The organism is Anabaena sp. UHCC 0399, from assembly GCF_034931465.1.
In the GTDB taxonomy this organism is placed as follows: domain Bacteria; phylum Cyanobacteriota; class Cyanobacteriia; order Cyanobacteriales; family Nostocaceae; genus Trichormus; species Trichormus minutissimus.
This window is the reverse complement of record NZ_JAYGGZ010000003.1, coordinates 163,783-190,433: the sequence shown is the minus strand read 5'-3', so window position 1 is coordinate 190,433 and position 26,651 is coordinate 163,783. Positions and strand designations below refer to the sequence as shown.

The window sequence follows — 26,651 nt, the reverse complement described above, 5'->3', positions numbered from 1 at the left end:
AATGATTCAGGTATTGTTTAAACAAAGATATATCCAGCTTTCCCGACTTCTAGCCGCACAACGTTAGCAGCAACAACTCCCGTGGGAGGAGGTAAAAACATTCCGCCATTGGTGACGATATAGATGGACGTGCGATCGCCTTCACTTTGACCAAAGGCTACAGATGTACTGCCAATTACACCTTGCTCGGCTTGAGCAATAATAGTTGTTATGCCATCAGTCCCAATCCGTACTACAGTGTTGTAAATGTGCGTTGCTCCGTACAGGTTGCCTTCTACGTCAAATGCAAAGTCATCAATGTTAGTCTTCTCTACAAAGACTTCCGGCTCACTGGGGTGATCTCCCACACCAAGGGGAATCCGCAATAACAACATTTGTTCTGTATTAGAAACGTAGACCGTCCGGCAAAAACGTTTGATCCCATTGGCGGCTGGAATGGGGTTCTCTGCATTGCTGCGAGCCAGCAAAGGATGTTCTAACCAAATAGATGCACTGGGTTGAGCAACATCAATTAGCCAGATTGCACCGCGATAGGAATCTGCTGTCAAATACTTGTTATCTGATAGAGGGGTGATACCGTTGAGGAATATGGCATCTGGCAAGGTTAACAAGGTTTCTACTGTACCATCCTTGGCAACTAGAGAAACCACGGGTACAGAATCAGCATTCCATCCTGTAGCTATCAGACCGCCATCACTAGTGAAAGCTAGACCGCTTACTTTTCCTTCCACACTGGCGTGAATCTGCTGATTGCCATATGGGGTGATGCGAACAATTTTACCAACTTCATGGTTAGTTACGAAGATTGTACCATCGGGAGCGATCGCCAGATTTTCAAGAAAAGTATTGACAGGGAATGAGGTAATGATTTTAGCAGGAGCTAAATCAATCGGTGTATCCTCGTAAATAGGGGGTAAACCTACTAAATTTTCCATATTGACCTACCACTGTAATTGAACTGGGCCGCCAAACTTCCGTATCTCTGCAAAAAACTGTCCTTGCGCTCCTCCATCGGGTAGTGTTGCCAAATAGACGGCTGTTTCCGCTCCCTCTTCTGCTGTAAACGGAGCTTGATCACCCCCCATATCTGTCTTCATCCAACCCGGAGAATAGGCATTCACAAGAATATTAGTCCCTTGGAGTTCCTTAGCCAGAATCGCCGTGATACCATTCACACCCACCTTAGAGAGCCGATAAGATGGTGCTAACGGATAATAATCATCGGGAATTGTAGACAGAGAAGCCATTTCAGTGGAAATATTAACTATGCGACCGTAGTTTTCCACCTGCATCAACGGAATTAATGCTTGAGAAATTCTCACTACCGCCAGAACATTAGTTTCAAAAGTGACTCGCATCGTTTCCAATTGCACAGTCAGCAAACTAGACTCCTCTGGCTTAGTTGTAGGATTCACACCTGCATTATTAACTAAAATATCTACTTTGCCATAGGTTTCACGCAACCATTGGGTAAACTGCTGAACACTTGCATCATCAGTAACATCTAGTAAATGATAGTCTACATCCAGCCCTTCACTAAATAGTTGTTGCTTGGTAGCTAAACCATCTGTTTCATTACGACTCGTCAGAATTACACGGATACCAATTTGGGATAACTTACGAGAAATAGCATATCCTAGACCTCTATTACTACCTGTTACCACCGCAATTCTCGTTTGAGTTGTCATTTTTGTGACCTAAAAAATGCTTTCAGATTTACTGTACTGAGATGTTATAAATTAAGCAAATTGATTGCAGCGATACATTTAATTAATGGGATTAATCGATTTATCTGCCATTGACCTCAACCTGCTTGTCGCCTTTGAAGTGCTTTTTGAGGAACGCAGTGTGACAGCCGCCGCTCAACGTTTATACCTCGGACAACCAGCAATGAGTGCAGCTCTGGGAAGGTTACGCACACTATTTCAGGATGATTTATTTATCCGTATCGGTAGAGAAATGCAGCCAACAGCAAAAGCTCTAGAAATTGCTCCAGGTATCTCAATTGCTCTCCAGCAAATCCGACAGACCCTAGAATCTAGTCAAACCTTTGAGCCAGCAACTTCTAAACATACCTTCGCAATTGGTAGTTCCGATTACACCAGCTATGTTGTTGTACCCAAGCTGTTAGAAGTTTGTTGTCAGGTTGCACCAAGCATTAATTTTCGATTAATTGGTTTTGAGAAGGATTCTGTGGGAGACCTCTTAGAGCAACGAGAAATTGATGTTGCTTTGGGTTTCTTTCAAAATCCTCCCCGACAAACAATACAAATGCCATTATTTCAAGAACATTTTGTAGGTATTTGTCGCCGTGGACACCCTGTTATCACGGAGGAGACGATGACACCGGAAACCTTTGCTCGTCTCCCCCAAGCTCTTTTTACTCTCAGACGAGATGACATTGGTGAAATTGACAAGGTGCTTGCTGAACAAAATCTACAGCGTCGTGTCGCTTTGACTACGCCGCACTTGCTGATATTACCAGCCGTCATTTCATCCAGTGACTTGGTGACTGTGATTCCTTCTCGACTGGTAACACCGTTTGCTTGCAAAGATACATTAGAAATTTTTGAACTTCCTGTACAAACTGAACCTTGGATGATTTCTATGCTGTGGAGCAAACTTACAAATCAGGATCAGGCGAGTATTTGGTTACGGCAAATACTTCAAAGTGTTTGTCAGGGGATTTAAGCTAGATAGCCGCAAAATAAGTAGCTAAACAAAATTAATTACACAAAGTTAAGCCATAAAACCCTTATCCAGAATAGAAACTCATGTGTAAATAATTCTGTGCGATTACTTACTACCTATCAAGTACAAGTATCTAGCCAAGGTTCATTCACAGCTTTAGTTAAATTGCGATCGCACGCACGAATGGCGGAGAGTCAAGCCTTAGATGATGGTTCTCTTTCTTGTTAATTGAAAACCACTGTCCAATTTATGCTGCGGCTACAGCCTGTATAGGATTATGTAAGCAAGAGTTAATGATTTTTCAATGTGTTCTCGGAGAATATGTAAAAGTAGAGGGAGAAGAACACATCCTAGCAGGCGCAAGACGTTGTGTGTATTGGGTTGTGAGTAAAGAATAAATTCAAAATTATGACTACAAGCTTACCCTGCATTACAGAAATTGTACCAATAGTATTGCAATTACCGAGTGCGATCGCCATCAATGACGATCAATTTTATGAATTTTGTCAACTCAACCACGATTTTCGTATCGAACGTAATGCTATTGGAGAATTAATAATTATGCCCCCAACTGGCTCTGAAACCGATGAGAGCAACTTTAATTTAATTGGACAGTTATGGGTTTGGACAAAGCAAGATGGCACAGGTGTAGGGTTTGGTTCTAGTGGTGGTTTCACCTTGCCAAATGGTGCAGTCCGTTCTCCTGACGCAGCTTGGATAAAACGCACTCGCTGGGAAGCAATACCATTAGAATTAAGAAAGAGATTTGCACCAATTTGTCCTGAGTTTGTGATTGAATTGCGTTCTGAAAGTGATAATTTGCGAATCTTGCAAGACAAGATGCAAGAGTATATAGATAATGGGACACAGCTTGGTTGGTTAATTGATAGAAAACAACGCCAAGTTTTTATTTATCGTCCTAATACTAATGTTGAGTTATTAGATAATCCTCAGACGCTTTCTGGTGAACCGTTATTACCTGGATTTGTTTTAGATTTAAGCCAAGTTTGGTAGCAAATTAAAGAGTTAGTTAAGATAGTTTCATTCAAGCTAAATCAAAAACAGCTATTATAAATTGCTGCGCTGCCGAGAAGGATTTACATAGCGCATTTCAAACCGACTCTGTTCCCAGAGTGGTAATAAAGCTTGTTTTGCAGCATTTAATTGAGCTTGAGAGAAACGAGTTTTGCCATGTTCTATAATCCAGATAAAAGTTCTAGTGATTAAATCAGCTTGAAAACTTTGCTCATATTGATAATTATTAATTCTGCCTACTTGAGCATCTAAATAATACAAAGCATCTTTAAAATTCCATTTATAAAAATTACTATTCATTCTGTCTTTAGTGTTACCTGCTTCCATTAAAGTTAAGTTGCGGATAATATAGTCTATCCCCTCTATGGATGAGTCAGTATTTCGCACTAGATTTGTTAGTGTTTGATAGTATGCTTTTAAAAGAACAGCCGGAATATTTTCAACATAATTATTTAACCAAGATTGAATATCTTGGAGATAAGGTACTAGTTCTCTAATATCGTCAATGTCTGAAATTGGAGTGTACTTACTACCATAATCTGCGATATTTCTCTTTAACTCTGATGCTGATAAATTATTTTTTCGTGCATAGTAATCGATAACTTTAGGAATAAATTTTTCTAATAACCATTGTTTTGTATATGTAGCTGTCCAAGTCCCTCTTGTACCAATATCTTGATGCCATGAATTAATTTCCCCATTTTCTAAAGACTGGAGGTGAATATGATTAATTTCATAAACTATATTAATGATGCCATTAGGTAATAAAGAGAAATAATTAACAGGGCGAGGTAAAATAAACGCATGATCACGGATTCCTCGACTTACGCGAATGGAAATTTCTTCTTGCTGAAATAAGTGCCATTCTGATTTACCTTGCACATAGTTAAATTCATTTGCAAAATCGTGCATTAACCGCCATAGTTTGGCATCTACAGAAAAAAGATGTACTCCACGACTACCTAAAAATTCAATAAATTCAAAATCCCAGGTTTCTAAAATATTTTCGCATTCAATAATTGATTGCTTATATGCTTGGCAAATTACATCAATACACAAACATAAATCTGCTGTTTCTAAATCAGATAAAATAACTGTAGTTTGACCTAAACTAACCTCAAAAGCATTATCATCTATTTGTTTAATAAATCTCCGACATCCCCATTCAGGGCGAGTATTCAATCCGGTCATTAATTGAGCTAAAATATCTTGGTGATTGAGTTTAATCTTGCAACCTCTTAAAATCACCCCACTAAATTGGATGAGACAATCACCATCTCTGAAAGCCTTGGGTAAGTTACATTCTATGACTACTTTAGGCTTGACGGCAATTAAGCGATCGCCTTCTCGCACAATCGCGGGTATAAAATCCGTTTGAGCTACAATTTCTTGTAAATTATGTCGTCTTAATGATTTTTCAATTAAATTATATTGGCTATATTTTAAAGTGTTAATTGTATTTTTATCAATATTTTTAAGGTAGTGAAAATTATAATTATTATAAAATTCTAATGCTGTAGTATTACTTTTTAAGGAATAAATATTTTTGTCAAGTACACATTCCTCCCTATGATAAACTAAATATTTAAAAAATTTAATTTGATAACCATTGGTGACTACAAAAAATAAAGGTTTTAAATAGATACTGTAGAATCTTGCTTGGGCTATTGCTTCTTGAAAATTATTTGATTGCGGGGATAAATAAATAATAATTATTAACGATGTGTCAGCATTTTGTTTGACTACATCATCAGTAGAAAAATAAATTTGCATGGTTTCTAGTTTGTTTGCTAGATTTCCGTTGGTTTCGGAACTCAAACTACATTTTCTAGAACAAGATTCCTCTGGGTAACAGAGATGATGAAACATTGGTATAACAAACTTAGTTTCTACATCTTCTTGGTGTTGTAAAACACGATAATCAAAAGATTGTATCCATGTGATAAATTTATTTTCCGCATCCGAGGGTGACATTTGATAATCCAAGGGATAATGCTCTAATAAAATTAACTATACAGATTCAATTTATTTATGTCGCCTTTAGTTAACCTTCCTCAGCAAAAAAATAATTGTAATTGATTCCTTTCACATTTTCCCTTGCCATGCCTCCGTTGTGTAATTCTTCACATACATTGATATTTTGATACATCTATAAAAAGGCACAGTCTGACTGTGCCTCTATATTGCTGAAATATCATGGGTGTGAAGGTGAAAATTACGCCAAGGCTACTACCTTTTCTAGCAAACCTTTAAACAATCTCAACCCATCATCACCCCCAATTACGGGATCAGATGCCCTTTCTGGGTGTGGCATCATACCGACAACATTACCCTGACGATTGCAAATCCCCGCAATGTTATTTAGTGAACCGTTAGGGTTTTCGCCTGCATAACGTAAAACTACCTGCCCTTTATCTTCAATCTCAGATAAAGTCGCCTTATCCGCATAAAATCGTCCTTCTCCGTGGGCAATTGGTAAAGTGATAACTTCACCAGTGTTATACGCCTGTGTCCAAGGACTATTATGGCTTTCAACTTTTAAAGGGACGCGATCGCAGATAAAATGCAAATCTCGGTTTCTAGTAAGTATCCCCGGCAAAAGTCCGGCTTCAGTTAATACCTGAAAACCATTACAAATCCCCAGGACTAACTTACCCTTTTGGGCGTGGGCAATTACTTGCTGCATCACAGGCGAGAATCGGGCGATCGCACCACAGCGCAAATAATCGCCGTAGCTAAACCCCCCAGGGACGATAATGGCATCCAAATCATCAATATCTGTATCTTGATGCCAAACCATGCGAGTTGGCTGTCCTAGCAAGTCTCTGGTGACATAAGCAACATCGCGATCGCAATTAGAACCTGGAAAAACTACAACACCGAATTTCATAATTAATCAAGAGTCATTAGTCATTGGGCATTAGTCATTGGGTATGGGGGCATTGAGCATGGGAAAGTTGGTATGACTTACTCTCCCTTCTCTTCCCTGTCACCTATCCCCTGTCACCTGTCACCTATCTCTAAAACACTCCCGTTTGAGTTTCGACCTCAATTAAATCAAAACGGTAATTTTCAATGACAGGATTTGCTAACATTTGGTTACAGATGCGCTCCATGTCTTGACGTGCTTTGGTTTCATCAGAGGATGTAATCGTCAATTCAATGTACTTACCAATCCGTACATTTTCTACGGTATTGTATCCCATCTGCTGGAGACCAGATTGTACAGCCACACCAGCCGGATCTAAGACTGAAGGACGAAGGGTGACAAAAATTTTGGCTAGATACTTGGTTTGCACAGGTTTTTGCTGAATGCTGCGATCGCTATACTATAACTTTCTGTTCCAACTAGGTAAAAATAAGATTATGAAGCCGTTACAGTTGATCTATTAGTTAGCCAGTTTAACAGCTTCTACTACAGTGGCAAATTAAAACCATGTCTATGAGAGCCATACGCACCCGCAGCCAAGAGCGAATTTTAAACCTCCTGCAAACCATGAAACAAGGGATTTCCGCCCAAGATATTTATGTAGAACTACGAAATCGTAATCAAAGTATGGGTTTAGCCACGGTTTATCGCTCATTGGAAGCCTTAAAACTCGAAGGTCTGGTGCAGGTACGGACTTTATCTAATGGTGAAGCTCTGTATAGTATGGCACTTCAAGATAAACACCACCTCACTTGCTTGCAATGTGGTGCTTCAATTCCCATTCATCAATGCCCTGTGCATGACTTAGAAGACCAACTACAAGTTACCCATAAGTTTAAAATTTTCTACCACACCTTAGAGTTCTTCGGTTTGTGTGGTAAATGTCAAATGAATCATAGTCAATAGTCACTATATAAATCAAATAAAAAACAAATAACTAACGACTATTAAGGCATTATCTCAAAACTGATTTAGCCCAACATTGACATAGAAAAACGTCTGTCAAAGCTAGAGTAATGCATCTTTTAAGATGAGATTCAAGGCACTGCGAACGTATACTTCCCAGGGGTCAATTGTAGGTCGAAAAACTAGTGCGTACAACATCACTGCACTCATTATGTCGAAAACTAAATCGGGATCGCTCTCAGTTTTAATTTCATTTCTTGCTTTGGCTCGTTCTAAGACAATCGCAAAAGCTTGTCGTCGAGGTTGTAAGTATTTTGTCCAGTATATCTGAGCAAACTGAGAATTACTATATGCACTGCTAATGATCATAGAAACCGTTTGTCGCCCAAGCGGACTAAGTGTAATTCTCGCCGCATTCTCGATTAGCGCATCAATATCACCCCAAAAGTTGCCCGTATTCGGAATTAAAACTTCTTCTCGCACATTCTCGATGGCATCAGCAACCAATTCTTCTTTACAGGTATAACGTCGGTAGATAGTTGTTTTGCCAACTCTAGCACGAGCAGCAATTGCTTCAATACTCATGACATCAAACCCTACCTCTGCCAACAACTCCAGCGTTGCTTGCAATATTGCTTGGTGAGATTGGGTACTGCGGGGTCTCCCAATTTTTTTGTTGACTTCGTTCATAAAGGCTATTATGTTTTACGAAACAGTAGCGTATCGAAATAGTCTAGAACTAGAGACCATGACCAATCTTTCAACTCAGCCAACACTGGCACTTCCTCCTGGTTGTTTCGGCCTACCTGGGATTGGGGAATCTATTCAGTATTTACGCAATCCAGAAGATTTTATCGCCCAGCGACAGCAGAAATATGGCAATGTCTTCAAAACTCACCTTTTTGGTCGTCCAACCATTGCCTTGATTGGAGCAGATGCTGCGCGGTTTCTATTTATTAATGACGGACAGCGACTGGAAATGACCAATACGCCTAGCTTTAAAGTGTTACTTGGTGAAAAATCGATCGGCGTGCAAACTGGAACTGCCCATCAAATCTTGCGTCGTCAACTGTTTCAAGCCTTTCAGCCAAGAGCATTAGAAAATTATGCTGTAACAATGGCAGAAGTGACACAATGTTACTTACAAAAGTGGGCGCAAATAGGGACACTGACTTGGTATGACGAGTTAAAAAGATACACACTCGATATTGCTTGTCGATTGTTAGTTGGAGTTAGCACGGCGGCGGATGAACAGTTAGAAAAAGTCTATGAAATTTGGAGTGATGGGCTGTTATCGATTCCGGTACGTTTTCCTGGTAGTAAGTTTGAGCGGGCGGTTCGAGCAAGAGAACAACTACTCACCCAGTTTGACAAACTGATCGACCAACGCCAGCAACATCCAACGATTAAACAGGATATTTTAAGTATTTTATTGGCTGCAAAAGACGAGGAAGGCAATGCACTCAGCCGAATAGACATAAAAGATAACGTTTTAGGAATGCTAGTGGCGGGACATGAAACGCTAACGTCAGCACTGAGTTCTCTGTGTCAGCTTCTAGCTCAACATCCAGAGGTGCTAGAGATGCTTCGTGCAGAACAACTACGTTTGGGCAACCCCACAACCTTAACCCAAGAAACTTTGAAGCAAATGACCTATTTGGAACAAGTGCTAAAAGAGGTTTTAAGGCTCATTCCGCCTGTCGTTCGCAGTGGTTCACGTAAAGTTCTGGAATCTTCTGAGTTCGGTGGATATAAAATTCCGCAGGGTTGGGATGTGTATTATCAAATTCCTGAAACCCATCAAGATAGACAGATTTACAAGAATTCAGCACGATTTGATCCTGATCGCTTCTCACCAGAGCGGGCTGAGGATAAACAAAAAGTCTTCAGTCACATTCCATTTGGTGGCGGGATTAGAGAATGTCTGGGCAAAGAATTTGCCAGACTGGAAATAAAGATATTTGCTGCTCTGATAGTGCGTAGATATCAATGGGAACTCCTACCTAACCAAAATCTGGCACGGACTGTTTTACCTTTCTCTCGTCCTCGTGATGGCTTAAAGGTGAAGTTTTGGCGGAATGAAAGCTGAAGCGGCGTGAAATCGCATTGATCATTGCATCCAGAAAAGTTAACAGTGAACACTTATTAAATCCTATTAAGACTGTTAACTGTTCACTGATTTGTTAACTACTGACTAACGTCCATTAACTATTGAATCATTTTGAATATCTGAAACAATCGAGCGGATACCTTCTAAAGTAGCGGGAATAGTACGGGGATCCATAAACATCACCTTGCTACTATCGCTCTTACCGATGGTAGAACCCATATCCAGATAGCCTAAAGCCAGCAAGACTTCTAACGCTGGGCGAGCAGTAGCATTGGAGTTGATTTTTTGAGCTATAATTTCTGCGGATTCTGCGATCGCCTGAGCTTTGAGAACTTGCTGCTGACGTTCCGCCTGTGCTTTCAAGACGATCGCTTTTTGTTCTGCTTCCGCTTGTAAAATTACAGATTTTTGCCTAGCTTCTGCATCTAAAATTTGGGCTTCAGCTTTACCTCTAGCACTATTAACAGCCGCTTCCCGTTCACCTTCAGAATTTAAAATTGCTGCTCGTCTGCGGCGTTCTGCTGACATTTGCAGTTCCATCGATTCCGTTACCGCCTGGGAAGGGATAATGTCTCGCAGTTCTACCCGCGTCACCTTCACACCCCAAGGATCAGTAGCGATATCCAAATCTCTTAACAAAAGTTCATTAATTTGGGAGCGGGCGGTAAAAGTTTGGTCTAATTCCAGTTGCCCCATTTCCGAGCGAATTTGAGTCAGTACCAAATTGGTCATTGCTGAATGGAGATTTTCTACCTTGTACCAGGCTTTTTCCATATCGACAATCCGCCAATAAATCACCGCATCCACTTCAATACCTACGTTGTCACGGGTGATACATTTTTGGGGTGGAATATCTAAAACCTTTTCTCGAATAGTTTCGTGATAGACAATTTTATCTAAAAAAGGAATCACAAAATTTAGCCCAGGTTCAAGTTTTTTGTTATAGCTACCTAATCTTTCTACTAGAGACTCATTACCTTGATTAATAACTTTAACAGACCCTGCTACAGCAGAACCACCAAGTGCTAAGAAGATAAGTAAAAAAAAGTTTTCTAACATTTATGCTCCTGAATATTTGACGTTGAATTTTAACTAATGACTACTAACTACGCAACAGATTTTCTGGCATCACAATTAATGTAGTTCCTTCCCTTCTCACTACATATACCCTTTGATGAGCTGCAACATTAAGTTGTTCATCGTCGCATAACGCCCGCCAAGAATTGCCTTCGTATAGTACCCGCCCTGTTTTACCTGCTGGAATTTCTGTTAAAGTCTCTGCTATGATTGCATCCTGGATTTTTGATTTGCGCCGTCGCGGTTGCAAAAACCGCCGAGAAAGCACAATCAATAAGGTAGAAAGCATCAACCAAGCTGTAACTTGTATCCATAAAGCAAATCCAAATTGGGATAGTAACGCCACAATTAAGGCACTAATACCCATCATGAAGGCGACAAAAGCCGACGGTAAAAACAGTTCCGTTAAACACAGAGCTGCTCCTGCTAGTAGCCAGATTAAGGTAGAAATTGGCATAGTGCCATCCTAGACATAGTTAGTAGTGAGTGGTGAGTGATGTTAGCGGTAGCGGGGCGTTTAGCCCGTGCTGAGTAATGAGTAATGAGTAATGAGTGGTGAGTAGTGAGTACAAGTTATCGCTTCGGCTGAAGCAACCGCTTGTGCGTTGTAGCGGGAGCATTCTTGTCGAATTTAGGTAACAATGTGTAGTCAGATGTACACAAGTTCAGTGTATTCTAGCCTTCAAGTCTTTGACATCTCAATTTAATCGAAGTTCACGAGTCGGTTTATTGGTATGGGCCTTTAGACTAATACACAACAAAATGACTCAGGATTCCTGAGTTGATGAGCTAAATACATCAAATGTTTAATTCCTCAAAGTCTCCCAGCCGGGAATTGCCTCTCGTTGAGCAATTAATAATTGTTGAATGCCTTTTTCGGCGTAATCTAATAGCTGATTCAATTGGGTGCGGTTAAAGCTGCCTTCTTCTGCTGTGCCTTGGGCTTCGATGATGCCCAAGTTGTGATTCATCACTACGTTAAAATCTACTGTTGCAGCGACATCTTCTATATAGTTCAAATCTAAATATGGCTCTTGTTCTAATAAACCAACGGAGACAGCTGCTACTTGTCCACATAGGGGCGATCGCTCTAATACTCCTCGCTGTAATAATTGAGAAATAGCGTGAGCTAAGGCGACAAAACCGCCCGTAATCGCTGCTGTTCTTGTGCCTGCATCGGCTTGCAACACATCCGCATCTACTGTTAAAGTCCTTTCTCCCAAAGCCTCAAAATCTATTGCAGCCCTCAAACTACGTCCAATTAAGCGTTGAATTTCTTGTGTCCTACCAGACAATTTCAACAATTCTCTTTCATAGCGTTGCTGCGTCGCTGACGGTAGCATACGGTACTCAGCAGTTAACCAACCCTTGCCACTTCCTAACAAAAACTTGGGAACTCCTTCCGCCACGCTGACAGTACAGAGTACCTTAGTATCACCACATACTGTCAGTACAGAACCAGGAGCAAAGCGAGTAAATTCAGATTGAAACGTTACAGGACGAAGTTCATAGGGTTTTCGACCATCGGGACGCTGCCAAACCATCAGAGCTGCCTCAAAATTTTTATGGTGAAATTATGCCTTAAAGTTACTTTAGTATCGCAACTCATACTGATTCTGTATCGTAGGGTCGGCATCTCCATCTAAAAATAAAGTAATAAGACTGAACTTAGAGTATAAGATTTATTGAGAAATATGCAGTAGCCCCAAAGAAAAATTTTAGGATAACTAAAGACTTTGTTAAGGGACTTCTAGCAAGGTCAGAATATTTTGCAGCACCAATTCCGGCGACTGGTCGCCATTAATCGTTAACAGGCGACGGCGACGGTCATAATACTCTAAAATGGGAACAGTGCGGTCATAGAAAATTTCTACTCGACGCTGGACAATTTCAGGTTGATCATCTGGTAAAGAACGACCTAGAGAACGACTCACCATGACTGCTTCCGGCACTTGTAAATAAATTGCCCAATCTAATTTTTGCCCCAACTCATCTAGCAAAAAATCTAACTCTTCCGCTTGAAAAGCAGTCCGGGGATAACCTTCTAAAATCCAGCCACTACTGACATCATGCTTTTTTAGCCGCAACCGAATTAATTCAATAATCATTTCATCGGGGACTAGTTCGCCCTTAGACATATAAGGCTGTGCATAGCGACCAAGTTCACGAAGATTAGTATAGACGCTTTCTAAGGTCTGATTGCCAGAGATTGCCTCCCGCAAAATATCACCCGTAGAAATATCAGGAACTTCCAAGTGTCTACCCAATCGTTGTGCTTGGCTGCTTTTCCCCGATCCTGAACCTCCTAGAATCACTAATTTCACAACTATTCACTCCTCAAGCAGTAACATTTACCACATAATAAGTTTGTTTTGCCCAACCTCGTAGGAAATCTAACATATAGCCCAAGAGTTACAAGTTTAGAGGAGATAAGCCAGAATTTTTCCTAGTCCCCAGTCTCCATTTCCTCATTCATCTCTTGACTTCAGCGCAAACCTAGTGTTTGACTTATAGAGCAGATTGATAGATCCATAGAACTGAGCAAAAACAAATTGATTATACAGGTGAGTTTCTAAAAGAAATCACTGCAAAATCTAGTGAATTTATTGTAATTTTTTGAAATTTATCCTATGGTTGCCCAGTTAGAAACACCCAGTGCCAATTCGACTCTTAGCCTACCGCATCCAATTGAAGGTCTAGTACAAGTTTTCACTAGCACTCACCGTAACTTTTTTACCAGCATTATGGGGGAAGCACTCAGAATGGCTGGTCAAGGTACACCAGTGCTGATAGTACAGTTTCTCAAAGGTGGCATAAATCAAGGACAAGACCGTCCCATTCAGTTGGGACAAAATTTAGATTGGCTGCGCTGTGATTTACCTCGTTGCATCGATACGCCACAGTTAGATGAGGCAGAACACCAATCTTTACAAAGGTTATGGCAGCACACACAGCAAGTAGTAAACGAGGGCAAATATTCTCTGGTAGTTCTAGATGAGTTAAGTTTGGCGATTAACTTTGGTTTAATTCCCGAAACCGAGGTTTTAGCTTTTCTCGCAAAACGCCCTTCCCATATAGATATCATTTTCACTGGAACAGAAATGCCGCAATCTATTTTAGATGTGGCAGACCAAATCACCGAGATTCGTCGCAGTCACCACCCCTAAACAAATAAACCCTAATTCATTTGTTCAACAGTAAACTAATACTGGCAGTATTTAAGTGGAGTAAAACGGTGCTGATGAATATTGTTCTATATGCTGTTGTCTCCACTTTTTTAAAACACTGTCTAGTTGAATTAAAGCATCTTGATAATCTTTGAATTCGATTTCGGAAAGCACACTAGGTATACCACGAGGAAATCTTGAGACTACCTTACCTTTTTCGTAGAGCATAATAATTGGAATAGCATTTGTCTCTGCATAAGCTAGTTCCATTCCGACACCCAGTGAGGCATAGCCAATGTAAGCAATAACTAAGTCAGATTTTGTAACTTGGTGCTTGTCAGTTTCAAAAACTTGGCGAGGACTAATATTAGGATGTTTGTTGGGGTCAGTATTTAGATGAGGAATATAAGCCTGAAATCCTGTATCCTCACAGAGTAAGCCAATATCCACATAGAACTCTTTAAGAGAATCTGAATTATTAATTCCTGTTAACGCGCCAGATACATATATGCGCTTTTTTAATTCATTCATCTTATTCGTTATGTAACAATAGCAAAACTATAATACTAATCTTGAACTCTATTATTACAACTTTTTTAACTTCAAAATATCTACTTGGGTTTTAATAGCTCGATTATACTGGGACTGACCACAGCGAGAAAGGCAGCTAGTGATGCACCCAATGCGGCATCTTTAAAAGAAATTTGAAGACCAATAAATGATGCTAGTAATATAAAAGCCACCATTAAGCCAATACGAATTCTATCTTCTGCTTTTTCTTTTCCTTTTTTGATTTGCATTTCCTTTATTTGTCTATCTTTTTCTACCTTTGCTATCTCTAATAATCTTTCCCATATATCATCTCTATCAACAGGTCTTCCAAGAGTTGCTATTGATGCAGATTCCACCTTATAAAAACAAACTGTACAGAGAGAATCTCTAAAACGAAGCACGACAGAACTATCTCGATAGTTACTAACCGAAATTAATAGTTTGCCTGTCCATCCTGGATCTATAGTTGTAGAAATATGAGATAGTCCATACAGAACAGCTTTTGAAACCATTGCATGTATAGTAGCACCTACTTCTTTAGAAAGACTGACTGATTCCCAAGTTTCAATAACTACCGTATCGTTGGGTTCAATCTCAATACATTTCTCTTTTTCTATATCGATCTCACATTTTTTCTTCCAAGAAAATCCTTTTGTTCCAACTCGCAAATCATAACCAACAGGGGTCAAGTATTTTTCCTCAAATGGATCTATGAATATTCCCTTTGTTGGATTATTTTTTCTTTCTTCTATTTGTAGTCTAATATCTGTATCACTCAACATAGTCAATATATATAATATGTAGATTTATGGATCTTATAAAATATCACAACTTACAACAGATGTGGAAAATAGTAAAAACGATGCTGCTCGTTGTGCTGTAGCTTCAGAAAGCTTAACTTGCTTGAGGATGACTAAACCTTCTTTAATAAAAGAATTTCTGACTAAGGCTTTATCTCCACTATTAAAGGAAGTTTCATAAAATACTTCCCTAATCCCTGCGGAGATAATTAATTTTAAACAAGATAAACAAGGTTCTAAAGTAACATAAATACTTGCTCCATCTGTTGAAATGCCATGTTTTGCCGCTTGTGCGATCGCGTTTGCTTCCGCGTGTACAGCTCTTGATGGTAAAGTTTTGCTAGCATCACAACTGCTTAACCCAGGATAACAGTAGCCCTGAGAAGTACAGTGAGCCGAACCGGATGGTGAACCATTATAGCCAGTCGCCACTATTTGTTTGTTTTTAACAATCACAGCACCTACTGGAAATGCTAAACAAGTTGAGCGAGTGGCGGCGAGTTTAGCCAACATCAGAAAGTATTCGTCCCATGTTGGTCTTTGAGGATGTTCGTCATTTAATGAAATATCTTGCATGATTTATCAATTTCAATTACTAGCTATATGTATACGAGGCATAGCTTTTTACCGTTACTGATCCTGAATGTAAGACCTGCCAATTTTAATACATTGACTCGCCTTTTGCAGTTCGATACCCAAATAACCAGTGTGTTCAGGCTGGATGGCTGGAGATGTGGCGCAAATTTCCCTAAGTAGATTAAGAGGTTGTTTGCCTCGATAAGACTTAACTATCTCACCACTACCACTAGTTGTGTGAGTAACTACTATTTCGTTATTATCAACTTCAATTAAAAAATTTCCTGAAGGATCATCGTAGTTACGCTGCTTAAGAATTAGAGCGTATTGATTAGCTATTAACCTATCGGCATTATCCCAAGTATCGTCATATATATGAGCAGACTGACTGATTGTGATCAGTGGCCCCATCTTTAAATCATATTCAGAATGTTCAGCAATTTTATCTCTAATATGTTGTTGCAAAGCCCTTAATCCCATTGCGTTTGCAGGCCAAGCAGCAAACATATCATTACTTCTTAATGTGGCTGTTAGTGATAATTCATTATCAACAACTCTCAACCAAATGTGATTCAGACAGGGACTACCGCCTTTTTCGTGGTCTTTCACATCCCACAGATTCATGACTGCACTAGCAGCGTCAATTTCTCCAATCAATTTATTAACTACTTGCTCAATTTGGTCACGCCCAAACCAAGAACGTAAACGTTGACCATAGGTATATTTCAATCCTTCCCGGTATGGCGCATCATCTAAGATTTGAGAAATATATTCTTCTAGAAAATTTCGGTCAATTGGCAAATAATTAGGTTCGGGGAAGTAAAAACTAGATGGCTCATCAGTTATAACTGCCATCAAATCAATTAATTCTTGCCATTGTCCATCATACCCAGTTGGACGAATTGTTCCCGTTGTCTTAATGCGATGAATAATTTTTACCCAAGTTTCAGCTATTGTTTTACCTTCAATTCTGTGTCCATATCTCGACCCTGGTAAAACTGTCGGTTCAACAGTAGGCATGGGGAATTTCAACGGTGAACCCCACGCAGCGATCGCTTCCTGTTGAACATAGGATTTAATTAAACTAACGGCTTCAGGTATAGATTTGGCTTCACTATACTGTACTGACTCCCGCAAGTGTTCTAAGGCACTAGCTTCAACGTCTATATCAATATAACCGGGAATAGCCGAGCGAATCATCCAGCAACGTAAGCCACTATCACATACACCTTCTTCAAAGCCGTAACGGAAAAAGTCTAGTAAGCACTCTCCCGCACCGGCGTTTTGATCTTCCTTAGTAGCGTTCAGAACAACTAAGTGGCGGACATGAGGATTCCAAAGCAAATTCCGCACTAATAAGTTTATACCCCGTGTGGGTGAGTATAGTTGCCCAATTACAGCATAATCTTGCGATTCTAAATGTTTAGCGATCGCCTGCTTTACTGTCCACCCTGTGATGACCACTGTTTGTCCACTGCCATAAATCAGTTGATTAGGCTTGTACAGTGCTTTGTACTCGAATTGGGTTGCCTTACCCGCTACTGTCATGGTTTTTGGCTCAAGGTCGAAAAAAACTAGCTTCGATAACATATCACTTCAACCGTTGCTAGTCGAGCAGATGCTTTAGAAAAGTTTAATCCAGATAAACATCAGCAACTACCACCCTTAGAAAACCGGAGTTAAGACTTTCGGCAGATGAAAAAGCTTTACAAATATTCATATATTTGTTACAGTTTGTTACATAAGCAGCAACTGGGGAAAATAAAATGCGTACAAACAATGCCATCATTGACGACCAAGGTCTGATGAACAACTTCGCGATTGAGCCAAAGGTTTATGTAGATGAGCAAGGCGATCGCACTGGCTTCACTCCCTATGCAGAATTACTCAACGGTCGTCTAGCCATGATCGGTTTTATCTCTCTGATTGCCTTAGAAGTATTTACAGGACATGGTATTTTTGGTCTTTTCGCGAATCTGTAAAAGCAAAAGAATATTTAAAGTTTTGTAAAAATCAATTTAACAAAATCAGAGACGGGAAATTTCCCGTCTCTAAATGTATGGGGCGATTTCGTGTTATTTTGACAGTGATCAAAGGAAGAGAAAACAGAAAATTTCTCTACTGTTACTTATAACTTTTAATCTGTCACAGCTTATGGTTTTAACTGCTTCAACCATGTTGCCATTAGGCACGAAAGCACCAGATTTTCATCTACCAGAAGTAGTATCTGGCGAGACTATTTCTTTGGCTACCTTTGCCGACAAAAAAGTGCTGTTGGTAATGTTTATTTGTCGGCATTGTCCATTTGTGAAGCATATTCAAAACGAATTAACCAAGTTAGGAGAAGATTATCGCACGAGTGATTTAGCGATCGCAGCTATTAGCTCGAACGATGCCGCAAAGTATCCAGATGATGCACCTGAATCTCTCAAAGCACTAGCTCTAGAACAGGGATGGCAATTTCCGTTATGCTACGATGAAACCCAGGCGACTGCTAAGGCTTATACAGCAGCTTGTACGCCTGATTTTTTCGTTTTTGATGGCGATCGCAAACTTGTTTACCGAGGTCAGTTAGATGATAGCCGTCCTAGTAATGGTAAACCAGTCACAGGTACAGATTTACGTGCTGCCATTGATACAGTTTTGGCTGGTAAACCCATAACCACTGAACAAAAGCCTAGTATTGGTTGCAATATTAAATGGAAGCCGGGGAATGAACCCAGTTATTTCGGTTAATCATGTAGAGACGTTCCAATGCAACGTCTCTACATTTAATGATTAGTGCTGAATTTCCAGATTGAGAATGTATTGTCCTAATTGGACGTTTTCTGCCCACAATTCGTATTCCACGCGTAGATGTTCTGGTAGTGGCTTACCACTAAGAGTCAAATTATTGGTAAAGTTGCGTAAGCGAATGGGATGATTGGGTTGTATGGACTCCGTTGGCAACCAATAGCGACTTACACCATAAACACCCTGTTCCCAAAAGTGACGGTAACTCACCTGTTCGTTACCTTGCATGGTCATGATAATTCGATAGGGAGAGATTTCCAGCCACAAAACCCTGGGACTAGTGGGAGTATAAGCTTTGCTTTTACGTGGGAGAAGTGTATCTTCTGTTGTCTCAGGAATTGCTAGTTCGCAGGTGATTAGGGGTGGTGCAGTCAGTAGTAAGTGGAATCTATCAGTGTCTTTTTGATATAATGTTCCAGCAGTTTCCACTACAGACCAGAATGGCAGATCAGTGGAAATAAGTGATAAGCACACGGGCTTGCGGTGATGTGTGAGCATGGGAGCGTTGAAGGCTAAAAGCTATTGAATGAGATGAAATTAATACCAGAAAGTTGAGTTGATGGGGTTAAGTGAATAAAGAGAGAAGCATAATAAAACCTGCTTAATATTAACTGAAGATTCACTAAATATGCTTGTTTAGTAAGCTATATCAACAAACATAAAAACAAGTTTGATATAAATCTAAAAAACTAACCCTACAATGACGGAATCTATAAGTAACCTATGTGAAAAGTTATACTTTTGTGAATAATTGAAACTAATAATTTCAATCATAATATTAATTGAGTATCCCACAGACGAGTTAATTAACAATAGCTAAAAAATAAATCTATATTAAACTAAGTTGCTAATTAAGAAGATGTGGTCTTGAAATTGGGTATTTGGGCATTGGCTGGTAATTATTACGAGTCGTGATGCGTAAAGCCCCCGCGCTTTAGCCGGGGGATATAAGCGAATGACTGAATTTATGCGGTTGTAACATGGTATAATTACGTTAAGCTCACTAACGTAATTATGCTAGTATTTGAGGCAAAGCTGGAAGGAACAAAAAAGCAGTATCAATCGCTAGATGAGGCGATTAGAACTGCTCGTTTTGTTCGTAATGCTTGCCTGAGATATTGGATGGATAACCAGGATATTGGCAGGTATGAGTTGAGTGCTTATTGTGCTGTTCTTGCCGCCGATGAAGACTTTCCTTGGGCGGATAAGTTGAACTCTATGGCTCGTCAAGCTTCTGCTGAGAGGGCTTGGAGTGCAATTGCTAGGTTTTATGACAATTGCAAGCAGTCTAAACCTCTTAAGAAAGGTTATCCACGTTTTAAGAAAGAACAGACACACGGGAGCGTTGAGTACAAAACCAGTGGATGGAAACTTTCTGACGACCGTAGATATATCACTTTCTCGGATGGATTTAAAGCAGGAACTTTCAAGCTTTGGGGAACTCGTGACCTGCATTTCTACCAACTGAAACAGTTTAAAAGATTGCGGGTTGTACGTCGTGCTGATGGGTATTACGCCCAGTTTTGCATTGACTCTGAGCGAGTAGAAAGACGAGAGCCAACAGGTAAAACTGTTGGTATTGATGTGGGATTAAACCACTTCTATACAGATAGTAACGGTGAAACAGTTGCAAACCCTAGACACCTGCGTAAATCGGAGAAGTCTTTGAAACGGTTGCAACGCCGTTTGTCTAAGAGTAAAAAGGGTTCTAACAATAGAGTCAAGTTGAGAAATAAACTTGCGCGTAAGCACCTCAAAGTAAGTCGCCAGCGTAAAGATTTTGCTGTTAAGACAGCAAGGTGCGTGGTGAGGTCTAACGACCTTGTGGCGTATGAGGATTTGCAGGTGCGGAATATGGTCAAGAATCATCGCTTGGCTAAGTCGATTAGTGATGCTTCCTGGTCGCTGTTTCGTGAATGGGTTGAATATTTCGGTAAGGTGTTTGGTGTGGTGACTGTTGCAGTTCCCCCCCATTTCACTAGCCAGAATTGTTCTAATTGTGGTGAGATTGTCAAGAAATCTCTTAGTACAAGAACTCATGTTTGTCCTCATTGTATGCTCACCCTTGACCGGGACTGGAACGCTGCGCGTAACATATTAGAAAAAGGATTGAGTACGGCGGGTCACGTCGGAACTAACGCCTCTGGAGACATCGACCTCTGCGTGGGAGGAGAAATCCCTCCAAGTAAGTCGAGTCGCGGAAAGAGGAAACCCAAGAAGTGATTCTTGGAATCCCCTGTTTTCTAAACGGGGGAGGATGTCAAGCAGTTGTACCATTGCTGGGGATATAGTACCGCGCATGATTGATGAAATCCCTATTTTGGCTGTGGCGGCGGTGTTTGCCCAAGGAACTACTATGATTTGGGATGCAGAAGAGTTGAGAGTGAAAGAAAGCGATCGCATTACGGTGATGGCGCAACAACTTAATAAACTCGGCGCAAAAGTCACCGAATTACCCGATGGGATGGAAATTATTGGCGGGACTCCTTAGTAGGGACAGATGTGGATAGTCATACAGATCATCGCATTGCCATGAGTTTAGCGATCGCTGCTTTAAATGCTAGTGGGATTACCACCATTCACCTCGCCGAAGCAGCAGCCTATTTCTTATCCCAACTTCACTAATACACTCCAACAGATTTTAGGGTGAAATTAGGTATAGGGCATTAGCTAACTGGTCATCATAAATAACCATTGACGCACTCCCCGCAATTGAATTGTGGGAATTGTGGGTTCAATCAGCGATTTCTTAAGTATTTCTTCCATATTTTCGCGTCTAATCGCCTCAAAAATTCCGAATTGCCACGCCACTAGACTGTATCTCTCGTCAAAGGTGATATTTACAGGCACAAAGAGACATGGCACAGATTAATGGCACAATGATGCAATATTTCCACTGGTACATCCCTAACGATGGGAACTTGTGGAGTAAAGTTGCGGCTTCAGCACCAGAATTAGCAGATGCAGGTTTCACAGCCATGTGGCTACCACCAGCCTACAAGGGCTTTGCTGGGTCGTATGATGTGGGATATGGTGTTTATGACTTATTTGATTTAGGTGAGTTTGAGCAAAAAGGCTCAGTGCGGACGAAATATGGTACACGTCAGCAGTATCTTGATGCGGTTAAATCTCTGCAAACGCATCGTTTGCAAGTATATGCTGATGCGGTACTAAATCATAAGATGGGTGGTGACGGAATAGAAACACCAAAAGCAACGCCTTTTACTCAAAATGATCGCCTGAATCCTAAAGGTGGGTTACAAGAGATTAAGACATACACTCATTATAATTTCCCAGGACGGCAAGGCAAATATTCTAACTTTGAGTGGCATTGGTGGCATTTTGATGCTGTTGATTATAACGAATATAATAGTGGCGATCGCAGCACAGTTTATTTATTAGAAGGTAAAAAATTCGACGACTACGTAGCCTTAGAAAATGGTAACTTTGCATATTTGATGGGTTGCGATCTCGATTTCCAAAATGAGTGGGTACGTGGAGAAATTACCCACTGGGGTAAGTGGTATCTTGACACCACAAAAGTAGATGGTTTCCGCATTGATGCTATTAAGCATATTTCTTCTTGGTTCTTTCCCCAATGGATAGATGAACTAGAACGCCATACTGGTAAAGATTTATTTATGGTAGGAGAGTATTGGTATAACGATATTAATACTCTGCTTTGGTATGTTGATGCTGTAGCTGGCAAGATGTCAGTTTTTGACGTACCACTACATTACAACTTTCATCAAGCCAGCAAATCTGGAGGCAATTATGATATGCGCCGGATTTTGGATGGCACAATGATGCAACAACGTCCTAGCAATGCTGTGACATTTGTCGAAAATCACGATTCTCAGCCATTACAAGCATTGGAATCTGTCGTTGAACCTTGGTTTAAACCTTTAGCTTACGCCATTATTTTGTTACGACAAGAAGGCTATCCTTGTGTCTTTCATGCTGACTACTATGGTGCGGAGTATGAAGACTGGGGGAAAGATGGCAATCGTTACAATATTTTTATGCCGTCCCACCGTTGGATTATTGATAAGTTACTTTATGCACGTAAACATTATGCTTACGGGCCACAATACAACTATTTAGACCACTGGAATACTATTGGTTGGACACGCTTAGGTGATGAAGATCATCCTCAAGGGATGGCTGTGATTATGAGTGATGGTTCAGAAGGTTCTAAGTGGATGGAAGTTGGTAAACCCAATACTAAGTTTATTGACCTAACTGAACATATCAAAGAAGCTGTATATACCAATGCGTGGGGTTGGGGTGAATTTCGTTGTCTAGGCGGTTCAGTATCTGTTTGGGTGCAAGCTTAAAACATACTCGAATTGAATTAATGTTATAGTGAATAACCCCGATTTATTAAAGAAATTGGGGTTATAAAGTCTCGCATTTTCACAAATAAAATCTTTATTTGCTAGAGCAATAGCTATTAATTTCTTTGACAATTGTACCTTCTTCAGCACTACTCTTTTGCAAGCCTGCTAAGAAGCCATTTGTATCTCGAATATTCTTTTTATCTATAGCTCCGGCTGCATCATTTAAACCCTTACTAATATCTTGATAGAGAGTGAGAAACCGTTGCTGAAAACCTTTTATTTTTTCATCTTTGACTTCTATACCTTTCATTTCTGTGCTGATTCCATCTATCTTACTAGCAAGTTCAGTTAAAGCTTGAGAACCTTTTGCAGATTTGGGATCTTTGCCGAATTGCTGACTCAGTGTGGCTGCTTGATTAGCTACTTTAATAACTTTGTTACATTGGGCAACTTTACTTTCACCGCAACCTGCAAATAATAATGCGATCGCAGCTACTAAAGAAAGTGTAGCAGTTCGTTTCAGCGTAAGTGACATATGTTGTAATATCTCCATCTATGTTTCCGTAAAAATGGGCATATAAAAAAAGTAGTTTACAAAAGTACAAGTCAAGTCTGTTTTTGCTTGCGGCTTTTTTAGCCCTGTTACTTTATACTTCATTCTTTTTCACAGGTGTATGCAATTACACTGAAATAGAAAAAAGTTAAATTAGATATACATCGCCGGAAGTAGTATTTCCGTAGACTATAAAAAACTTTACTTACTAAAATTAATTGTGGGATTTTGGTGTTAACTTCAACTTCGCCGCAGCCTTAGCAGCAACCGTTTTTTGCTCCCAAAGCATCGGGTGATACTCCAGCTTGCGCCAAGGGTCAATCATATCAGCATAGTGTCTATGGAAAGCATGACCTGACTGTCCAGGCGCATGAATAGCTAGCGAATTATTTAGATTGCTTAAATCTAGAATCATTCGTAGTGAAGGAATATCAGTTACTTCAAAGGATTTATTAGCCCTCCAACGATTAGCATTAATAGTCTCCCCATTCCCAGATGTGCTAAAAGCACCGCGATTAAATAAAGCTTCAATGGCTGTAACACCAGATTTTCCCAAGGTGGCGTTACGAAAAGTAATGGTATGTAATTTACCCCAGTTCCAAGATTGAGGATTTTTACCTTGAATACGTTCTAATTCGTCTACAGCTTCTCTAAAAGCTTGTTGCAAAATTTGATCGCGGTTTTCTACTTGGGTGGTTTTGGCATTATCCCACCAATTACTATTAGGTTGTTGGATAATATTTTGTAAGACAGCATACCAGCGATCGCCCCCATCAGGAAAGTATTCGGAAGGTAGTTGATCATGAAAGGTATCTGCTAACAAATGCTGCCAAAATACTTCAAACAAAGCTGCTATAGGCGATGTCATCCCTAGCTGTAAATTCCAATCTTGTAGAAGTTTTTGAGCAGCTTTTAATCTGGGAGTGTCAAAAGTAAGATTTTGCAAAAATGGCACAAGATTCTGAGCATTCAAATTCAGATTATCACCTTGTATTTTCTGTATATCTGCTAAAGAAATCGGCTGACTTTGTTGGGCAATCATCTCGACAATACGCTTGGCTCTATATCCATAAACCCAATCTGTAGTAATTAAATAAGGATATTCACTCGCAACTAAATTATTTGCCGTAGCTATATAACCTTGAGGTGGATTGAAACTATAAGGTAATTTTTCAAAATCAATATAACCTTGCCATTCATATTCATCAGTCCAACCAGGAACAGGGTAACGCCCATTTCCCTTAGCCCGAATCGGGAATTTACCAGGCATTTGATAACCGATATTCCCCTCGATATCTGCATAGACTAAGTTCTGTGCTGGCACATCAAAGTCACTAGCAGCCGCGCGGAACTCTTGCCAATTTTGAGCGCGATTAATTTGGGGAATTGAATAAACCAGTCTTGTTGGTTCTAAAGCCGCCCAGCGCAAAGCTACAGCATAGTTTTGTGGTAATTTTATTGCTTGCTTAAACTCTTGCAAGTTGGGTGAAACATCAGAAAGAATCGGCCCATGTCTGGTGTAGCGGATTGTCTGTAAAATAGGCTGACTTCCTGCAACTTGAATAGTTTCTGGGACAAGCTGCATATCTACCCATTTGCCATTGACTTCATATTGATTAGGATTCTTGGGGTTGATTTTCTCAATATATAAGTCCATCACATCGGATTGTACATTAGTCACACCCCAAGCAATGCGATCGCTATGTCCGACAATTACCCCCAACATTCCCGCAAAGGAAAAACCAGTCACGTTATAAGGACATTCAGCATTTTTAGTAGTGCAGTGCAAACCCACCTCATACCAAATCGAAGGCATTTGTACCGCCAAATGGGGATCATTCGCCAAAATCGGTTTACCCGTAGCTGTGCGCTTACCCGATATCACCCAGTTATTTGAACCAATACCCACTCCTGTAGCACCAATAAGTTTTTCTAACGCCAACATTGGTTGAGTAATTGATTCTAAACTTGGCGCAATTTCTCCCACAGATAAAACCTCCGCGCCCCTTTGCGCCAACCTCCACGCCCCTTTGCGTTTTTGCCCTACTTCCCACTCCGGTAAAATCACAGGCAAATCTTGCGGGTAGGCTGGAAAAAGTTCCTCCACCTGATTAGGCGTGAGGGTTTTTAGTAAAACAGTACGTTCAATTTCGCTTTGAAAATTTCTACCCAAATCGTAAGCCATCACCTTACCCCAAGTCAGGGAATGTAGAGGTTGCCAAGGTGCGACTTGATAGCCAGGATTGAGTAATTTTAGTACCCCATATTCGAGACTCAACGCAGTACCTTGATGTTGTTGCAGATAAGCATTCACACCATCAGCATAGGCTGTCAAATTAGCCTTCATTTCTGCATCCATTTGCTGGATTTCTTGCTGCGCCACCCTTGCCCATCCCAGGGTTCGCAGATATTTATCAGTATCTAATTGCGAAGCTCCAAACATTTCTGCTAATCTACCAGAACCAATATGTCGCCAAAAATCCATTTGCCAAAATCTATCTTGGGCGTGGATATAACCCTGCGCCATAAATAAGTCGTGGGAGTTGGCAGCATAGATATGAGGTACACCCCATTGATCCCGTTGGACTGTCACTTCTGCTTTAATACCAGAAATAGCGATCGCTCCATTTTCTACAGGAAAAGAACGCCGTATAGTGTAGCCTAAAAATGATACTAACAATAACCCCAGCAATATCAGTACAAATATACCTATTTTGAGTCCCTTGAATAACCGACGTTTTCGGAAATTTTTCATATTTGGGTGTTAGCAAAATCATGGGACATTATACCTTTTGCCGCCTTAGAGTTTTGCTATTTTTTAGTAAGATATATAACTTTGCCTTATTAGCAAATACTTAAAATTAAATAATTCAATACTATGAATTAGTTTTAATTTCCTAATGTATCTCAGTATTTTTGTAGATTTTATTGTATCCGAAGAATATGTATAGCGATAGGCGATCGCTCATCCAAAAATCTTGACAAAGTTTGATTGACAAAGCTCAGAAGTGTATGCTACTTCAAGCAGAATAAAAAATATACTGAAAAATAAAAATTAGTAGTCAATAAATATACAATACAGGCTTATTACTTCAGCCGCACATTCTCACAAAATGACTCAG

General features: G+C 40.1%; 29 protein-coding genes and 1 pseudogene. 12 read left to right on the top strand and 18 right to left on the bottom strand.

Annotated features, from left to right (window positions below):
* Positions 1-17: 17 nt before the first annotated feature.
* Both VB693_RS02750 and VB693_RS02745 read right to left on the bottom strand, forming a co-directional pair.
* Positions 18-935: a gluconolactonase gene (locus tag VB693_RS02750; protein ID WP_323264956.1), complete on the bottom strand. Its 918-nt coding sequence runs from the start codon at positions 933-935 to the stop codon at positions 18-20.
* Positions 936-941: 6 nt separating this feature from the next.
* The gene (locus tag VB693_RS02745; protein WP_323264955.1) at positions 942-1,688 is read right to left on the bottom strand and encodes an SDR family oxidoreductase; all 747 of its coding nucleotides are present in this window, start codon (positions 1,686-1,688) and stop codon (positions 942-944) included.
* Positions 1,689-1,773: 85 nt separating this feature from the next.
* Between VB693_RS02745 and VB693_RS02740 the strand changes: the two genes are divergently transcribed.
* From VB693_RS02740 to VB693_RS02725, 4 genes are all read left to right on the top strand, one after another.
* Positions 1,774-2,691: a LysR family transcriptional regulator gene (locus VB693_RS02740; protein WP_323264954.1), complete on the top strand. Its 918-nt coding sequence runs from the start codon at positions 1,774-1,776 to the stop codon at positions 2,689-2,691.
* Between the two features lie 99 nt (positions 2,692-2,790).
* On the top strand, positions 2,791-2,919 hold the full coding sequence (locus tag VB693_RS02735; protein WP_323264953.1) for a hypothetical protein: 129 nt from the start codon (positions 2,791-2,793) through the stop codon (positions 2,917-2,919).
* Positions 2,913-3,089 carry a hypothetical protein gene (locus tag VB693_RS02730; protein ID WP_323264952.1) on the top strand — a complete coding sequence of 59 codons (177 nt, stop codon included), beginning with the start codon at positions 2,913-2,915 and terminating at the stop codon, positions 3,087-3,089. Before VB693_RS02735 ends, VB693_RS02730 begins: the two co-directional genes overlap by 7 nt.
* A 10-nt stretch (positions 3,090-3,099) precedes the next feature.
* Positions 3,100-3,705, top strand: a complete 606-nt coding sequence (locus tag VB693_RS02725; protein ID WP_323264951.1) for a Uma2 family endonuclease — start codon at positions 3,100-3,102, stop codon at positions 3,703-3,705.
* A gap of 54 nt (positions 3,706-3,759) precedes the next feature.
* Here VB693_RS02725 and VB693_RS02720 read toward each other — a convergent pair whose 3' ends face one another.
* From VB693_RS02720 to purS, 3 genes are all read right to left on the bottom strand, one after another.
* Positions 3,760-5,700 (bottom strand): hypothetical protein, encoded by a 1,941-nt coding sequence (locus VB693_RS02720; RefSeq protein WP_323264950.1) that lies wholly within the window; start codon positions 5,698-5,700, stop codon positions 3,760-3,762.
* Positions 5,701-5,941: 241 nt separating this feature from the next.
* On the bottom strand, positions 5,942-6,616 hold the full coding sequence (purQ, locus tag VB693_RS02715) for a phosphoribosylformylglycinamidine synthase subunit PurQ (protein WP_190697417.1): 675 nt from the start codon (positions 6,614-6,616) through the stop codon (positions 5,942-5,944).
* A gap of 130 nt (positions 6,617-6,746) precedes the next feature.
* Complete coding sequence (gene purS, locus VB693_RS02710) at positions 6,747-7,025, bottom strand: phosphoribosylformylglycinamidine synthase subunit PurS (protein ID WP_190697420.1); 279 nt, start codon at positions 7,023-7,025, stop codon at positions 6,747-6,749.
* 143 nt (positions 7,026-7,168) lie between these two features.
* Between purS and VB693_RS02705 the strand changes: the two genes are divergently transcribed.
* Complete coding sequence (locus tag VB693_RS02705; RefSeq protein ID WP_190697525.1) at positions 7,169-7,561, top strand: Fur family transcriptional regulator; 393 nt, start codon at positions 7,169-7,171, stop codon at positions 7,559-7,561.
* A 102-nt stretch (positions 7,562-7,663) separates the two neighbouring features.
* Here VB693_RS02705 and VB693_RS02700 read toward each other — a convergent pair whose 3' ends face one another.
* Positions 7,664-8,251 carry a TetR/AcrR family transcriptional regulator gene (locus VB693_RS02700; RefSeq protein ID WP_323264949.1) on the bottom strand — a complete coding sequence of 196 codons (588 nt, stop codon included), beginning with the start codon at positions 8,249-8,251 and terminating at the stop codon, positions 7,664-7,666.
* A gap of 10 nt (positions 8,252-8,261) precedes the next feature.
* Between VB693_RS02700 and VB693_RS02695 the strand changes: the two genes are divergently transcribed.
* A complete protein-coding gene (locus VB693_RS02695; protein WP_323264948.1) occupies positions 8,262-9,650 on the top strand; it encodes a cytochrome P450 in 1,389 nt (462 codons plus the stop codon).
* Between the two features lie 105 nt (positions 9,651-9,755).
* On the opposite strand, the gene VB693_RS02690 is transcribed toward VB693_RS02695, so the two are convergent.
* The 4 genes from VB693_RS02690 to VB693_RS02675 all read right to left on the bottom strand — a co-directional run bounded on the left by VB693_RS02690 (position 9,756) and on the right by VB693_RS02675 (position 13,072).
* Positions 9,756-10,730: an SPFH domain-containing protein gene (locus VB693_RS02690; RefSeq protein WP_323264947.1), complete on the bottom strand. Its 975-nt coding sequence runs from the start codon at positions 10,728-10,730 to the stop codon at positions 9,756-9,758.
* 43 nt (positions 10,731-10,773) lie between these two features.
* Positions 10,774-11,205, bottom strand: coding sequence for an NfeD family protein (locus VB693_RS02685; RefSeq protein ID WP_323264946.1), 432 nt, complete (start codon positions 11,203-11,205; stop codon positions 10,774-10,776).
* Positions 11,206-11,554: 349 nt separating this feature from the next.
* Positions 11,555-12,292 carry a ribonuclease PH gene (gene rph, locus VB693_RS02680; RefSeq protein WP_323264945.1) on the bottom strand — a complete coding sequence of 246 codons (738 nt, stop codon included), beginning with the start codon at positions 12,290-12,292 and terminating at the stop codon, positions 11,555-11,557.
* Between the two features lie 195 nt (positions 12,293-12,487).
* Positions 12,488-13,072: an adenylate kinase family protein gene (locus VB693_RS02675; RefSeq protein WP_190697438.1), complete on the bottom strand. Its 585-nt coding sequence runs from the start codon at positions 13,070-13,072 to the stop codon at positions 12,488-12,490.
* A 306-nt stretch (positions 13,073-13,378) separates the two neighbouring features.
* Between VB693_RS02675 and VB693_RS02670 the strand changes: the two genes are divergently transcribed.
* The gene (locus tag VB693_RS02670; protein WP_323264944.1) at positions 13,379-13,915 is read left to right on the top strand and encodes a P-loop NTPase family protein; all 537 of its coding nucleotides are present in this window, start codon (positions 13,379-13,381) and stop codon (positions 13,913-13,915) included.
* A 51-nt stretch (positions 13,916-13,966) separates the two neighbouring features.
* On the opposite strand, the gene VB693_RS02665 is transcribed toward VB693_RS02670, so the two are convergent.
* From VB693_RS02665 to VB693_RS02650, 4 genes are all read right to left on the bottom strand, one after another.
* Positions 13,967-14,446: an XRE family transcriptional regulator gene (locus VB693_RS02665; protein ID WP_323264943.1), complete on the bottom strand. Its 480-nt coding sequence runs from the start codon at positions 14,444-14,446 to the stop codon at positions 13,967-13,969.
* 80 nt (positions 14,447-14,526) lie between these two features.
* On the bottom strand, positions 14,527-15,249 hold the full coding sequence (locus VB693_RS02660) for a dCTP deaminase domain-containing protein (protein WP_323264942.1): 723 nt from the start codon (positions 15,247-15,249) through the stop codon (positions 14,527-14,529).
* A gap of 33 nt (positions 15,250-15,282) precedes the next feature.
* Entirely contained in the window at positions 15,283-15,843 is a 561-nt protein-coding gene (locus VB693_RS02655; RefSeq protein ID WP_323264941.1) for a dCMP deaminase family protein, read from the bottom strand.
* Positions 15,844-15,897: 54 nt separating this feature from the next.
* Positions 15,898-17,391: a thymidylate synthase gene (locus VB693_RS02650; protein ID WP_323264983.1), complete on the bottom strand. Its 1,494-nt coding sequence runs from the start codon at positions 17,389-17,391 to the stop codon at positions 15,898-15,900.
* A gap of 218 nt (positions 17,392-17,609) precedes the next feature.
* Here VB693_RS02650 and VB693_RS02645 point away from each other — a divergent pair, with 218 nt between their 5' ends.
* Together VB693_RS02645 and VB693_RS02640 are read left to right on the top strand one after the other, a co-directional pair.
* Positions 17,610-17,825, top strand: a complete 216-nt coding sequence (locus VB693_RS02645; protein ID WP_237990779.1) for a chlorophyll a/b-binding protein — start codon at positions 17,610-17,612, stop codon at positions 17,823-17,825.
* Between the two features lie 172 nt (positions 17,826-17,997).
* Complete coding sequence (locus VB693_RS02640) at positions 17,998-18,579, top strand: thioredoxin family protein (protein ID WP_323264940.1); 582 nt, start codon at positions 17,998-18,000, stop codon at positions 18,577-18,579.
* 42 nt (positions 18,580-18,621) lie between these two features.
* On the opposite strand, the gene VB693_RS02635 is transcribed toward VB693_RS02640, so the two are convergent.
* Complete coding sequence (locus VB693_RS02635) at positions 18,622-19,134, bottom strand: hypothetical protein (protein WP_190697456.1); 513 nt, start codon at positions 19,132-19,134, stop codon at positions 18,622-18,624.
* 516 nt (positions 19,135-19,650) lie between these two features.
* On the opposite strand from VB693_RS02635, the gene VB693_RS02630 reads away from it, so the two are divergent.
* Both VB693_RS02630 and VB693_RS02625 read left to right on the top strand, forming a co-directional pair.
* Positions 19,651-20,859, top strand: a complete 1,209-nt coding sequence (locus VB693_RS02630; RefSeq protein WP_323264939.1) for a transposase — start codon at positions 19,651-19,653, stop codon at positions 20,857-20,859.
* A gap of 37 nt (positions 20,860-20,896) precedes the next feature.
* Positions 20,897-21,286: pseudogene (locus VB693_RS02625) on the top strand (3-phosphoshikimate 1-carboxyvinyltransferase); the annotation flags it as partial.
* 20 nt (positions 21,287-21,306) lie between these two features.
* On the opposite strand, the gene VB693_RS02620 reads toward VB693_RS02625, so the two are convergent.
* Positions 21,307-21,447, bottom strand: coding sequence for a hypothetical protein (locus VB693_RS02620; RefSeq protein ID WP_323264938.1), 141 nt, complete (start codon positions 21,445-21,447; stop codon positions 21,307-21,309).
* A gap of 47 nt (positions 21,448-21,494) precedes the next feature.
* Between VB693_RS02620 and VB693_RS02615 the strand changes: the two genes are divergently transcribed.
* Complete coding sequence (locus tag VB693_RS02615) at positions 21,495-22,973, top strand: alpha-amylase (RefSeq protein ID WP_323264937.1); 1,479 nt, start codon at positions 21,495-21,497, stop codon at positions 22,971-22,973.
* A 94-nt stretch (positions 22,974-23,067) separates the two neighbouring features.
* On the opposite strand, the gene VB693_RS02610 is transcribed toward VB693_RS02615, so the two are convergent.
* Both VB693_RS02610 and VB693_RS02605 read right to left on the bottom strand, forming a co-directional pair.
* Positions 23,068-23,511, bottom strand: coding sequence for a hypothetical protein (locus VB693_RS02610; protein WP_323264936.1), 444 nt, complete (start codon positions 23,509-23,511; stop codon positions 23,068-23,070).
* Positions 23,512-23,743: 232 nt separating this feature from the next.
* A complete protein-coding gene (locus VB693_RS02605; protein WP_323264935.1) occupies positions 23,744-26,284 on the bottom strand; it encodes a penicillin acylase family protein in 2,541 nt (846 codons plus the stop codon).
* Positions 26,285-26,651: the final 367 nt, after the last annotated feature.

Bases quoted from the DNA above. Each gene is read 5' to 3' on its own strand.
- VB693_RS02700 (WP_323264949.1), bottom strand. From the start codon at position 8,251: ATGAACGAAGTCAACAAAAAAATTGGGAGACCCCGCAGTACCCAATCT.
- VB693_RS02660 (WP_323264942.1), bottom strand. From the start codon at position 15,249: ATGTTGAGTGATACAGATATTAGACTACAAATAGAAGAAAGAAAAAAT.
- VB693_RS02690 (WP_323264947.1), bottom strand. From the start codon at position 10,730: ATGTTAGAAAACTTTTTTTTACTTATCTTCTTAGCACTTGGTGGTTCT.
- VB693_RS02615 (WP_323264937.1), top strand. From the start codon at position 21,495: ATGGCACAGATTAATGGCACAATGATGCAATATTTCCACTGGTACATC.
- purQ (WP_190697417.1), bottom strand. From the start codon at position 6,616: ATGAAATTCGGTGTTGTAGTTTTTCCAGGTTCTAATTGCGATCGCGAT.
- VB693_RS02705 (WP_190697525.1), top strand. From the start codon at position 7,169: ATGAGAGCCATACGCACCCGCAGCCAAGAGCGAATTTTAAACCTCCTG.
- VB693_RS02720 (WP_323264950.1), bottom strand. From the start codon at position 5,700: ATGTCACCCTCGGATGCGGAAAATAAATTTATCACATGGATACAATCT.
- VB693_RS02665 (WP_323264943.1), bottom strand. From the start codon at position 14,446: ATGAATGAATTAAAAAAGCGCATATATGTATCTGGCGCGTTAACAGGA.
- VB693_RS02655 (WP_323264941.1), bottom strand. From the start codon at position 15,843: ATGCAAGATATTTCATTAAATGACGAACATCCTCAAAGACCAACATGG.
- VB693_RS02650 (WP_323264983.1), bottom strand. From the start codon at position 17,391: ATGACAGTAGCGGGTAAGGCAACCCAATTCGAGTACAAAGCACTGTAC.
- VB693_RS02605 (WP_323264935.1), bottom strand. From the start codon at position 26,284: ATGAAAAATTTCCGAAAACGTCGGTTATTCAAGGGACTCAAAATAGGT.
- VB693_RS02695 (WP_323264948.1), top strand. From the start codon at position 8,262: ATGTTTTACGAAACAGTAGCGTATCGAAATAGTCTAGAACTAGAGACC.
- VB693_RS02610 (WP_323264936.1), bottom strand. From the start codon at position 23,511: ATGTCACTTACGCTGAAACGAACTGCTACACTTTCTTTAGTAGCTGCG.
- rph (WP_323264945.1), bottom strand. From the start codon at position 12,292: ATGGTTTGGCAGCGTCCCGATGGTCGAAAACCCTATGAACTTCGTCCT.
- VB693_RS02670 (WP_323264944.1), top strand. From the start codon at position 13,379: ATGGTTGCCCAGTTAGAAACACCCAGTGCCAATTCGACTCTTAGCCTA.
- VB693_RS02725 (WP_323264951.1), top strand. From the start codon at position 3,100: ATGACTACAAGCTTACCCTGCATTACAGAAATTGTACCAATAGTATTG.
- VB693_RS02645 (WP_237990779.1), top strand. From the start codon at position 17,610: ATGCGTACAAACAATGCCATCATTGACGACCAAGGTCTGATGAACAAC.
- VB693_RS02750 (WP_323264956.1), bottom strand. From the start codon at position 935: ATGGAAAATTTAGTAGGTTTACCCCCTATTTACGAGGATACACCGATT.
- VB693_RS02635 (WP_190697456.1), bottom strand. From the start codon at position 19,134: ATGCTCACACATCACCGCAAGCCCGTGTGCTTATCACTTATTTCCACT.
- VB693_RS02685 (WP_323264946.1), bottom strand. From the start codon at position 11,205: ATGCCAATTTCTACCTTAATCTGGCTACTAGCAGGAGCAGCTCTGTGT.
- VB693_RS02640 (WP_323264940.1), top strand. From the start codon at position 17,998: ATGGTTTTAACTGCTTCAACCATGTTGCCATTAGGCACGAAAGCACCA.
- VB693_RS02630 (WP_323264939.1), top strand. From the start codon at position 19,651: ATGCTAGTATTTGAGGCAAAGCTGGAAGGAACAAAAAAGCAGTATCAA.
- VB693_RS02745 (WP_323264955.1), bottom strand. From the start codon at position 1,688: ATGACAACTCAAACGAGAATTGCGGTGGTAACAGGTAGTAATAGAGGT.
- VB693_RS02740 (WP_323264954.1), top strand. From the start codon at position 1,774: ATGGGATTAATCGATTTATCTGCCATTGACCTCAACCTGCTTGTCGCC.